General features: G+C 70.1%; 12 protein-coding genes. 2 read left to right on the top strand and 10 right to left on the bottom strand.

Annotated elements, in window-relative coordinates; genetic code table 11:
* Positions 1-276: 276 nt before the first annotated feature.
* Complete coding sequence (gene tyrS, locus ACM2XV_RS08400; protein WP_487026608.1) at positions 277-1,581, bottom strand: tyrosine--tRNA ligase; 1,305 nt, start codon at positions 1,579-1,581, stop codon at positions 277-279.
* A 117-nt stretch (positions 1,582-1,698) separates the two neighbouring features.
* On the opposite strand from tyrS, the gene ACM2XV_RS08405 reads away from it, so the two are divergent.
* Positions 1,699-2,322, top strand: coding sequence for a DNA-binding protein (locus tag ACM2XV_RS08405; protein WP_487026609.1), 624 nt, complete (start codon positions 1,699-1,701; stop codon positions 2,320-2,322).
* Between the two features lie 3 nt (positions 2,323-2,325).
* Positions 2,326-2,904 carry a hypothetical protein gene (locus ACM2XV_RS08410; RefSeq protein ID WP_344772964.1) on the top strand — a complete coding sequence of 193 codons (579 nt, stop codon included), beginning with the start codon at positions 2,326-2,328 and terminating at the stop codon, positions 2,902-2,904.
* Here the strand turns inward: ACM2XV_RS08410 and ACM2XV_RS08415 are convergent.
* The 9 genes from ACM2XV_RS08415 to ACM2XV_RS08455 all read right to left on the bottom strand — a co-directional run.
* Positions 2,852-3,550 carry a DNA-3-methyladenine glycosylase gene (locus ACM2XV_RS08415; RefSeq protein ID WP_425553365.1) on the bottom strand — a complete coding sequence of 233 codons (699 nt, stop codon included), beginning with the start codon at positions 3,548-3,550 and terminating at the stop codon, positions 2,852-2,854. The genes ACM2XV_RS08410 and ACM2XV_RS08415 overlap by 53 nt on opposite strands.
* Complete coding sequence (locus ACM2XV_RS08420) at positions 3,525-3,668, bottom strand: hypothetical protein (protein ID WP_487026610.1); 144 nt, start codon at positions 3,666-3,668, stop codon at positions 3,525-3,527. The genes ACM2XV_RS08415 and ACM2XV_RS08420 overlap by 26 nt, the downstream gene beginning before the upstream one ends.
* A complete protein-coding gene (argH, locus tag ACM2XV_RS08425) occupies positions 3,668-5,113 on the bottom strand; it encodes an argininosuccinate lyase (protein ID WP_344772970.1) in 1,446 nt (481 codons plus the stop codon). Before argH ends, ACM2XV_RS08420 begins: the two co-directional genes overlap by 1 nt.
* On the bottom strand, positions 5,106-6,050 hold the full coding sequence (gene argF / locus ACM2XV_RS08430) for an ornithine carbamoyltransferase (protein ID WP_344772972.1): 945 nt from the start codon (positions 6,048-6,050) through the stop codon (positions 5,106-5,108). The genes argH and argF overlap by 8 nt, the downstream gene beginning before the upstream one ends.
* Positions 6,047-7,300: an acetylornithine transaminase gene (locus ACM2XV_RS08435; RefSeq protein WP_344772974.1), complete on the bottom strand. Its 1,254-nt coding sequence runs from the start codon at positions 7,298-7,300 to the stop codon at positions 6,047-6,049. Before ACM2XV_RS08435 ends, argF begins: the two co-directional genes overlap by 4 nt.
* On the bottom strand, positions 7,297-8,229 hold the full coding sequence (gene argB / locus ACM2XV_RS08440) for an acetylglutamate kinase (RefSeq protein WP_344772976.1): 933 nt from the start codon (positions 8,227-8,229) through the stop codon (positions 7,297-7,299). Before argB ends, ACM2XV_RS08435 begins: the two co-directional genes overlap by 4 nt.
* Positions 8,230-8,233: 4 nt before the next feature.
* Positions 8,234-9,394 carry a bifunctional glutamate N-acetyltransferase/amino-acid acetyltransferase ArgJ gene (gene argJ / locus ACM2XV_RS08445; protein ID WP_344772978.1) on the bottom strand — a complete coding sequence of 387 codons (1,161 nt, stop codon included), beginning with the start codon at positions 9,392-9,394 and terminating at the stop codon, positions 8,234-8,236.
* The gene (gene argC, locus ACM2XV_RS08450) at positions 9,391-10,431 is read right to left on the bottom strand and encodes an N-acetyl-gamma-glutamyl-phosphate reductase (RefSeq protein ID WP_487026611.1); all 1,041 of its coding nucleotides are present in this window, start codon (positions 10,429-10,431) and stop codon (positions 9,391-9,393) included. The genes argJ and argC overlap by 4 nt, the downstream gene beginning before the upstream one ends.
* Positions 10,432-10,638: 207 nt before the next feature.
* Positions 10,639-11,256: phenylalanine--tRNA ligase subunit beta-related protein (locus tag ACM2XV_RS08455; protein ID WP_487026612.1), on the bottom strand; the 618-nt coding region annotated here is incomplete at its 5' end.

Here is an 11,256-nt window from a genome sequence, read left to right on the forward strand (position 1 = left end):
CCTAGACCTTTCGGCCGTCGCACCGGGGCAACTTTCCAAAGCTACCACACTCGATGCTCTTCGCTGGCCGCGTGACGCGGTCGGGAGCCGGTGTGGGCTTCCCATCTTAGGCACTCAACTCAGGTCAGACAAGTGACCTTCGAAGTGCTGTGATGAGGTCCCGCTTGAGGCCGGCGAGCTGAGCAGCTCAGCCGCACCTTTGGGGTGACAAGTAAGTAATTTACGTGGATGCGGGCGACTGCTCAAATCAGGCCCGCATCCCGGGCGTGTCGTCCGCTACCCGGGGACGACCACGCCCGCGAGGGTCTTCTTTCCACGCCGAAGAACAGCCAGACGACCGGCGATCAGCCGGGCGCCGATCGTCGCCTGGTCGTCATCGATCTTCACGTTGTTCACGTAGACGCCGCCCTGCGCGATGGCACGTCGCGACTCGGACAGACTCGTGGTGAGCCCCGTGTCGACGAGCAGCTGCGCGACGAGGGAGGACGGCTGGGCGGCAGCGGTCGGCAGCTCGCGGAGCGCCGCTTCGAGCGTGGCGAGGTCGAGAGCGCCGAGATCGCCGTTGCCGAAGAGAGCCTGGGAGGCGAGGATCGCGGCGTTCGCGGCATCCGGACCGTGCACCAGCGTCGTCACCTCGAGGGCGAGCGCTCGCTGGGCTTCGCGGCGGAACGGCGCATCGGCGACCGCCTGCTCCAGCCGCTCGATCTCGGCGCGCGACAGGAACGTGAAGATCTTCAGCCGATCGATCACGTCGGCATCCTCGGTGTTGAGCCAGAACTGGTAGAACGCGTAAGGGCTCGTGAGATTCTCGTCGAGCCAGATCGCGTTGCCCTCGCTCTTGCCAAACTTGGTGCCGTCGCTGTTGGTGATCAGGGGCGTGCCGATGGCATGCGCGGCCACTCCCTCGACACGGCGGATCAAATCGGTGCCGCTCGTGAGGTTGCCCCACTGGTCGCTGCCCCCGGTCTGCAGGACGCACCCGTACTGCCGGTAGAGCTCGAGGAAGTCCAGCCCCTGGAGGATCTGGTAGCTGAACTCGGTGTACGAGATGCCGGCGTCCGAATTGAGCCGAGCCGCCACGGCGTCCTTCTTGAGCATCGCGCCGACGCGGTAGTGCTTTCCGATGTCGCGCAGGAAGTCGATGGCGCTCAGCTGCCCGAACCAGTCGAGGTTGTTCACCAGGCTCGCGGCGTTGTCGCCCTCGAAGCTCAGGAATTTGGAGACCTGCGCCTGGAGGTAGCCGACCCATTCGGCCACGGTCTCTTTGGTGTTCAGCGTGCGCTCGGCCGTCGGGCGCGGGTCGCCGATCAGCCCCGTTGATCCGCCGACGAGGCCGAGTGGCCTGTGGCCTGCAAGCTGCAGGCGGCGCAGCAGCAGGAGCTGAACCAGGTTCCCGAGATGCAGGCTCGGCGCCGTGGGATCGAAGCCGCAGTAATACGTGATCGGTTCGCCTGACAGCAGCTGCTTCAGCTCGCTCTGGTCGGTGGAGACATGAATGAGCCCGCGCCAGACGATCTCGTCCCAAATGGTTTCGAACGACGGATCGTTGTGCTGCGCGGCCAGGATCTCAGGCGTTGACACGCGGTCAACGGTACCAGCGGCATGCCGGAGCAATTCCGGCCTGAGCCTAGATCCGCACTCGGTTAAGGATATAGGCTTTATGTGATGTCGATTAGCCCTGTGGCCTTAAGGAGTGCGATGTTCGTGATCACCGCGGATCAAGTGGATTCCCGCACCAGTGACGACCTCGTACGCGCCGCGCGTGAGCGCGTCGACGCCGTCTACGGCGAGCGCCTTGCGCTGCCGGCCGATCGGACCGCCGGGGACGAGCTGCAGGTGCTGACGGCGGACGCGGATGCGGCGCTCGCGATCACCCTCGACCTCACGCGGTCGCGCGAGTTCCACGTCGGGATCGGGATCGGGCCGGTGCGCACGCCCCTGCCCGAGGCCACTCGCGAGGCGAGCGGGCCGGCGTTCTTCGCGGCGCGGGATGCCGCGACGAGGGCGAAGCGGGCAGGCATCCGGCTCGCCGTCCAATCGCAGCGCGAGCCGAGCGGCGACAGCGAGCGGGCCGACGACGCCGAGGCGCTGCTCGGCCTGCTGCTCATTGTTCGCGAGCGTCGCTCGGAGGCCGGGTGGGAGCTCTTCGACCTTCTCGCGGCCGGACTGAACCAAGCGGAGGCCGCGGCGAAGCTCGGGATCTCGGCGCCCGCGGCGAGCGCGCGAGCCAAAGCGGCCAACATCAAGGCCGAGCTGGCGGCGATCCCTGCGCTCACTAGGCTCTTGGAGCAGACCGACCTCATGACGAGACAGGAGCCGTGAGCAGTGAGCTACGCCGGACCGGGACTCATTCTGACCGTGCTGTTCTGGGCGGTTCTCACCCTCGTCGTCGCCGGCGGCGTCGTCTTCTCGGCGCTCGCCGTCAAGGGCAGCCGTTGGGCCGTGATCGCCGCGGCCGCGTTCCTCCTGGTGGCGGTCGTGATGGTCGGACTGCCGCACCCGCACGGGCCGTCGCTGCTCGGCGCCGTGATCGCGCTCGGCGCCGTGGCCATCTCGGCATTCGGCGGGTCGCCCGCGGTCAAGACCGTGCTGGCGCTCGCGACCCGTCAGGTCGAGGGCGAGGCCGGCGGCATCCTGATCTCTCCGCGCGACGCGGCGGCCGGCGAGGGGAAGCGCGAGGTCCTGCGCGGCGGCCTCACCATCGGCATCCTCGAAAGGGTCGCCACGACGGCCGCGCTGCTCGCCGGGGTGCCAGAGGCGATCGCCGTCGTGATCGCGATCAAGGGCGTCGGCCGATTCAGCGAGCTCGGCGCCTCGGAGGCGCAGGAGCGCTTCATCATCGGAACGTTCGTCAGCCTCGGCTGGGCGGCGGTGTGCGGGGCGCTCGCCCATCTCGTCTGGTAACCGGACGTCGCTGCGCGGCTCGGTAGACCGAGACGCTCGGATCGCCGGCCACCCAGAAGCGCCACGGGTACGCCTCTCCGCCGCCATCGCCGGAGACACCGACGCGCGGCCCGGCGAGAGAGGCCGGCGGATGCGGCTCGAGCTCGAGGCCGAAGGGCGGTGCCAGAGCGTCCGAGCCGTTCTCGTCGAGCCGGATGCCTGCCGCGACGGTGAGCCGGGCCGGCCCGCGGGCGAGATCCCGCGGAGGGACCGTGCCACGTCTCGCCTGCGCCAGGGGCTCGCCTTCGACGACCTCGGCCGCGCGCAGGAGGACCGCTGACGCGGAGCCTTCCGGCGAGCACACGATGTTCGCGCACACGTGCATGCCGTAGGTGAAGTACACGTACACGAAGCCGGGAGGCCCGTACATGACGCCGTTGCGGCGGGTGCGGCCGCGGAAAGCGTGCGAGCCGGGGTCGGCCTCGTCGCCGAGGTACGCCTCGACCTCGGTGAGGCGAAGCACCACCTTCCCGGCATCCGATTCGTGTGTCAGCCGTGCACCCAGCAGCAGGGGCGCGATCTCGGTCGCGGGGCGCGCGAAGAAGTCGCGGTCGGGCGCGAATCGGCCTGCGTCCACCACGTCAGAAGAGGCTGCCGCCGACGGCATAGGTCACGATGACCCCCGCGACGATGATCGCGACGGCGACGCTGAGGATCGTGTACCAGAGCCACGGCCGCATGGCCTTCTTGGGGCGCGGGGTGTTGTCGAGCGTGAAGCGGGCCATCACAGCGCCTCCTGCGTCGCCCCGATGCGCGCGGTGACCTGACGCACCCGGTCGGCGAGCAGCGCGCGCTGCTCGGCGACGCGCGCCGGCGCCGTGCCGGCGATGCCGTCACGGCTCGCGACCGAGCCCTCGACCGTCAGCACCTCGCGCACCGCGGGGGTGAGGTGCGGCGAGATGCGGGCGAGCGCGTCGTCGTCGACCTCTTCCAGGCCGATGCCGCGCGACTCCGCGAAGGAGACCAGCAGCCCCGTGATCTCGTGGGCGTCACGGAACGGCACGTGCTGCTTCACGAGCCATTCGGCGACATCGGTCGCGAGCGAGTACCCCTCGGGGGCGAGCTCGCGCATGCGGTCGGTGTGGAAGTGCAGCGTCGCCACCATGCCGGTGAACGCGGGCAGAAGGATCTCGAGGGTCTCGATCGAGTCGAAGACGGGCTCCTTGTCCTCCTGCAGGTCGCGGTTGTAGGCGAGCGGCAGGCCCTTCAGCGTCGTGAGCAGCCCCGCCAGGTTGCCGATGAGCCGCCCCGCCTTGCCGCGCGCGAGCTCGGCGATGTCGGGGTTCTTCTTCTGCGGCATGATCGACGAGCCGGTCGAATAGCCGTCGTCGAGCGTGACGAAACCGAACTCGCGCGTGTTCCAGAGGATGATCTCCTCGGCAATGCGGGAGAGGTCGATGCCGACCTGCGCCGTGACGAAGGCGAACTCGGCCACGATGTCGCGTGCTGCCGTCGCATCGATGGAGTTCGGCGCGACGGCCGCGAAGCCCAGCTCGTCGGCGATGAGCTTCGCGTCGAGCCCCAGGGTGTTGCCCGCGAGGGCGCCGGAGCCGTAGGGCGAGGCGTCCGCACGCCTGCGCCAATCGTCGAGACGCTCGAGGTCGCGCACCAGCGGCCAGCAGTGGGCCAGCAGGTGGTGCGCCAGCAGAACGGGCTGCGCATGCTGCAGGTGCGTGCGCCCCGGCATGATCGCCGTCGAGTTCGCCTCGGCCTGCGCGGCGAGTGCGTCGATGAGGTCGACGAGCAGGCGCGCGAGCTCGGCCGAGTGGTCGCGCAGCAGCATCCTGATCAGCGTCGCGATCTGGTCGTTGCGGCTGCGGCCCGCTCGCAGCTTGCCGCCGAGCTCGGAGCCCGCGATCTCGATCAGGCCGCGCTCGAGCGCCGAATGCACGTCTTCGTCGGATGCCGCCGGCAGGAACTCGCCCGCATCGACGCGGCGCTGCAGCTCGTCGATGGCGGCGATCATGCCGTCGAGCTCGCCGTCGTCGAGGTACCCGGCCCGATGCAGGGCACGTGCGTGCGCCCGGGAGCCGGCCAGGTCGTAGCCCGCGAGCTGCCAGTCGAAGTGCGTCGACCTGCTCAGCCGCGCGAGCTCAGGCGAAGGACCGCCCGCGAATCGGCCGCCCCAGAGCGCGCCGGCCTCCCCCGCGCGGTTGACGTCGTCAGACATCCGCTCGCTCCTTCTCGTTCTGTGCAAGCAGCCAGGCGAGCAGCGCCTTCTGCGCGTGAAGGCGGTTCTCCGCCTCGTCCCAGATGACGGATTGCGGACCGTCGATGACGTCGGCGGTGACCTCGTAGCCGCGGTAGGCCGGCAGGCAGTGCAGGAAGATCGCGTCAGGCTTGGCCGTGGCCATCAGCGCCGCGTCGATCGTGAAACCGGAGAACGCCTCGACGCGTGCTGCCTTCTCGTCCTCCTGCCCCATCGAGACCCAGGTGTCGGTGACCAGCACGTCCGCGCCGCCCGCCGCCGCCGCGGGGTCGTCGGTGACGGCCACGGAGCCGCCCGTCGTCGCGGCAATGCGCTCGGCGTCCGCGAGGATGTCGGCGCGCGGCGGGAAGCCGGCTGGGGTCGCCACGCGCACGTGCATTCCGGCGGTCGCACCGCCGAGCAGGTACGAGTGCGCCATGTTGTTTGCGCCGTCGCCGATGTAGCTCATGGTCAGCCCCGCCAGCGCGCCCTTGTGCTCTCGGATCGTCTGCAGGTCGGCGAGGATCTGGCAGGGGTGGAAGTCATCTGAGAGCGAGTTGATGACGGGAACGCGCGTGCCCTCCGCCATCTCCTCGAGCCCGGACTGGGCGTAGGTGCGCCAGACGATCGCGGCGACCTGGCGCTCGAGAACGCGCGCGGAGTCGGCGATCGACTCCTTCGCGCCGAGCTGCGCCTCGCCGGGATTGATGATGAGCGGATTCCCGCCGAGATCGGCGATGCCGGTGGCGAAGCTGACGCGCGTGCGGGTCGATGTCTTGTCGAAGATCACGGCGACCGTCTGCGGCCCCTCAAGCGGCTTGCGACTGAAGCGGTCGGCCTTGAGCGCCGCGGCGAGGTCGAGCACTTCGGCCTGCTCGGCCGGTGACAGGTCATCGTCGCGGAGGAAGTGGCGGGTCATGCGTTCACCTTCTCGGTCGGGGCGGTGGTCGAGGGCGCGGCGGCGACGTCGGCGAGCGCGGCGCCGAAGCGCTCGCGGAATGCAGTGAGCTCGGCGTCGCCGACGATGAGCGGAGGGGCAAGCCGGATGCTGTCGGGGCGGGTCGCATTGATGAGGAGGCCGTGTTCCCGCGCGGCGCGGACGAGCTGCTCGGCGACGGGCTCTGCGAGCGCGATGCCGACGAGCAGACCGCGCCCCCTGGTGCCTGCGACCAACGGCGAGTCGAGCCCCGCGATGAGCTGCTTCAGCTGCTCGCCGCGAACTCGCGCGTTGCCGACGAGATCGGCGTTCTCGATCTCGCCGAGCACCGCACCGGCTGCCGCGGTCGCCAGCGGGTTGCCGCCGAATGTCGACCCGTGCTGGCCCGTGTGGAAGAGCTGCGACGCTGCTCCGAAGGTGACGAGTGCGCCGATCGGCACGCCGCCGGCCATGCCCTTCGCGAGGGTGATCGCGTCGGGCGTGATGCCCTCGTGCTGGAACGCGAACCAGTCACCCGTGCGGCCCGCACCCGTCTGAACCTCATCGATGATGAGCAGTGCGCCGTGACGCTGTGTCACCTCGCGTGCTCTGCTGAGGAATCCCTCTGGGAGCTCGATCACGCCGGCCTCGCCCTGGATCGGCTCGACGAAGAGCGCCGCGACCGCGTCGTCGATCGCCGCCTCCAGCGCCTCGAGCGTCGCGGGGATGTGCTCGACGCCGGGAACCATCGGCAGGAAGGGCTCGCGCATGTATGCCTTGCCCGTCAGCGCGAGCGCGCCCATCGAGCGGCCGTGGAAGGCGTTCTCCAGCGCGATGATGCGCGACCTCGAGCCGTCGCCGCGGTTGAGGCGGGCGAGCTTGAATGCCGCCTCGTTCGCCTCGGTGCCGGAATTGGCGAAGAAGACGCGCCCGGCGTCGCCTGCGCCCGTCAGTCGCTTGAGCCGTTCGGCGAGCTCGAGCTGGGGCGCGGAGGCGAACAGGTTGGAGATGTGCGCGGCCCGCGACACCTGGCGGGTGACCGCTTCGATGAGCACGGGGTGCGCGTGGCCGAGCGAGTTGACGGCGATACCGCCGAGGAAGTCGAGGTACCTCTCCCCCTCGGCATCCCACACCCAGGCGCCCTCGCCGCGCTCAATGAGCAGCGGAGGCGTCGAGAAGGTGGGAACGAGGTCGTGCTCGTAGCGGCCCTGCCAGGGCTGGGCGGTGGGCGTGGTCGCGTTCTGGTCGCTCACGGGGTGACCTCCGTTCCGATCCCCTGCTGCGTGAAGATCTCGAGCAGGATCGAGTGCGGGATGCGGCCGTCGATGATGGCCGCTTTGGGGACTCCCCCGTCGACCGCGTCCAGGCAGGCCGACATCTTGGGGATCATGCCCGACTCGAGGCCGGGCAGCAGCTCGCGCAGCTCGTCGGCCGGGATGCTCGTGAGCATCGATGACCGATCGGGCCAGTCGCGGTAGAGGCCCGCGACATCGGTGAGGATGACCAGCTTCTCGGCGCCGAGGGCCGCGGCCAGGGCCGCGGCTGCGGCATCCGCGTTCACGTTCAGCGACTGGCCAGGCACGTCGACATCGGGCGCAACGGATGACACGACCGGAATGCGGCCCGCGTCGAGCTGGGTCAGGATCGCCTCGGGGTCGACGGCGATCACATCGCCGACGAGCCCGAGGTCGACCTCGACGCCGTCGACGATCGCTCCGCGCTTGCGGCCGGTGAACAGGCCCGCGTCCTCGCCGGACATGCCGAGCGCAAGGGTCGGATTGAGGTCGTTGATCGAGCGCACGATGCCGCGGTTGATGTGGCCGGTCAGGACCATGCGCACGACTTCCATCGCTTCGGGGGTCGTCACCCGGTAGCCGCCCTTGAACTCGCTCTCGATGCCGAGCCTGTCGAGCATCGCCGAGATCTGCGGGCCGCCGCCGTGCACGACGACCGGGCGCAGGCCCGCGTAGCGCAGGTAGACGAGGTCTTCCGCGAAAGTGCGCTGCAGCTCGGGGCGCACCATCGCATTGCCGCCGAACTTGATGACGACGATCTTGTCGCGGAACTTGCCGAGCCAGGGAAGGGACTCGATGAGGATCGCGGTCTTCTCGAGCGCTTCCTCGCGTGCGGCGACGATCTCGTCGTCGTCTGGATCGATCGTGGTGAGGGTGTCGTCTGCCATGGCCTCAGCTCGAATACGCGCTGTTCTCATGCACATAGTCGTGCGTGAGGTCGTTGGTCAGGATCGTCGCGGCGGCACCGCCGACCTTGAGGTCGATGCGGATGTCGACCTTGCGCGGTGTCAGATCGACGAGATCGCGCGGCTGGTCTGGTTGGCCCGCCGCGCAGACGCGGATGCCGTTGAACCAGACGTCGACGTCGTAGGGGTCGAACTCGGCCGAGGTCGTGCCGACGGCCGCGAGGACGCGGCCCCAATTGGGGTCGTTGCCGAAGACGGCCGCCTTGAAGAGGTTGTTGCGGGCGACTGCACGGCCGACCTGGACCGCGTCGCTCTCGCTGGCCGCGTTCTCGACCCGGATCGCGATGTCGTGGGATGCCCCCTCGGCATCGCTCTGCAGCTGCTCGGCCAGGCTCTGGCAGACCTCGGTGAGCGCCGCGGCGAACTCTGCTTCGTCGGCCTCGACGCCACTCGCGCCCGAGCCGAGCAGGGCGACCGTGTCATTGGTCGACATCGCGCCGTCGGAGTCGAGCCGGTCGAACGTCACGGCGGTCGCCGCGCGCAGGGCGCGGTCGAGCTGGGCGCTCGTGAGCACTGCGTCGGTCGTGATCACGACGAGCATCGTCGCGAGGCCGGGAGCGAGCATGCCGGCTCCCTTGGCCATGCCCCCGATCGTCCAGCCGGCGGGCGAGGTGCGCACGGCCTGCTTGGCGACCGTGTCTGTCGTCATGATCGCCTCGGCCGCAGCCTGACCGCCCTCTGCCGTGCCGGAAAGCGCAGCCGCGGCATCCGTCACACCGGACGTCACCTTCGCGAGGTCGAGCTGCTCGCCGATGAGCCCGGTCGAGCACACGAGCACGTCGCCTGCGGAGACGTCGAGCAGCTCGGCGACGCGTTCGGCCGTGGCATGCGTGGTCTGGAAGCCCTGCGCCCCCGTGTAGCAGTTCGCGCCCCCCGAGTTCAGGACGATCGCCGACACCGTGCCGTCTTTGATCACCTCTTTGCTCCACAGCACGGGGTTCGCGAGGCAGCGGTTGCTCGTGAACACGGTCGCCGCGTTCTGGAGCGGGCCGAGGTTGCGCACGAGCGCGACGTCGGGCTTGCCCGTCGACTTGAGGCCGGCTGGGACGCCCGCGGCGAGGAATCCTGCGGCGGCTGTGACGCTCACGGGGCGACTCCGTTCGTGGTCAGGGCCGTGCCCTCCGGCAGGCCGAGCGCGATGTTGGCGGATTGGATCGCGGCGCCGGCCGTGCCCTTGACGAGGTTGTCGACGGCGATGATCGCGACGACCTTGCCCGCCGCCTCGTCGACGGTGACGCCGATGAGGGCCGTGTTGGCGCCGAGCACGTCGGCGGTGCGCGGCCACACGCCCTCAGGCAGCACCTGTACGAAGGCCTCGCCCGCATATGCGGCTTCCCAGGCTTCGCGCACCTGCGCCGCCGTGGCTCCCGGCTTGAGGGGCGCGGTCACGGTCGCGAGGATGCCCCGCGCCATCGGCACGAGCACGGGGGTGAACGACACCCTCGGCTCGGTCGCGCCCGCCAGCTTGAGGTTCTGGACGATCTCGGGAATGTGCCGGTGACCGCCGCCCACGCCATAGGGGTTCGCCGAGCCGAGCAGCTCGCTCGCGAGGTACGGCACCTTGAGGTTCTTGCCCGCGCCGGAAGGGCCGACGGCGAGGACCGCGACCACGTCTTCTTCGATGAGGCCGGCCGTGAAGCCGGGCGCGATGGCGAGGGACACGGCGCTCGCGTTGCAGCCGGGGGCCGCGATCTTCTTCGCGCCGGCGAGCCGGTCGCGCAGCTTGCCTTCACCCGCCGCGAGCTCCGGAACGCCGTAGGCCCACGGCTCGTTGAACTCGCCGCCGTAGAACTTCGCCCACGCCGCCTCGTCGGTGAGGCGGTGGTCGGCGCCGCAGTCGATGACGACGACGTCGTCGGGCAGTTGCGCCGTGATCGCGCCGGATGCCCCGTGCGGCAGCGCGAGGAAGACGACGTCGTGGCCCGCGAGGACCTCGGCCGTGGTCTCCTGCAGGGTGAGGTGCGCATAGGAGCGCAGGTGCGGCTGCAGCTCGACGAGCTTCTTTCCCGCGTTCGAGGAGGCGGTGACGGTCGTCACCTCAAGTTCCGGGTGACCCGCGAGCAGCCGCAGGACCTCCCCGCCGGCGTAGCCGGATGCTCCGGCGACGGCGACCGTGTACGTCATGGTTGGTTCCACCTTGTTCTATCTGGACGGCGACGGAATCGTTGTCACGGCGACGCCTGCGTGGAACCGACAGTGGTGACGGTTACGCGAGCGCCGCCGAGATTCGGCCGGCCAGAAGACGTCGACGCAGCACGCGTCGCGCACCCTGAGGCGCAACGGCGGTGCGGCGGACGGAAGTCATGCGGTCAGCATATCGGGCGCCCGGGCTCACTCGCGAACCGTCGCCCCGAAGCGCTCCCCCGCGAGGGCCGCGCCGTCGAGCTTCGCCTCGCTCGCCTCGGCCGCCGTGAGGGTGCGGTCGGCTGCACGGAAGCGCAGCGCGAAGGTGAGGCTCTTCGCGTCGGCCGGTACGCCCTGGCCGCGGTAGTCGTCGACCAGCTGGGCGTGCTCGAGCAGCGCGCCCGCGCCCTCGACGACGGCTCGCAGCACATCGGCCGCGGGCAGATCGCGGGGCACGACGAGCGACAGGTCCTGCGTCGCCGCCGGGAACGACGAGATGGGGGCGACCTCGAGCTGCTCGGGCGACGCCGCGATCAGCTTGCCGAGATCGGCCTCGAAGACCGCGACCACGCGCGGCAGGTCGAGCTCGGCTGCGAGCGCGGGCAGCAGTTCGCCGGCGTAGCCGACGTTCTCCTCGCCCCCGGCCGTCTGCACGAAGAGCTCTGCGGTGCGGCCCGGGTGCAGGCTCGCGTGCGCACCCTGGCGCACGTGGATCTCGACGCCGACCGAGGCGCCGAGCGTGCGCACCGCGGCGAGCGCGTCGGACAGTCCGGCCGCAACGGCCGCGTGGCCCGGCTGCTTCGGCGACGCGTTGCCGAGGAACAG

The sequence above is a fragment of the Gryllotalpicola sp. CP2-P1 genome (assembly GCF_057512245.1).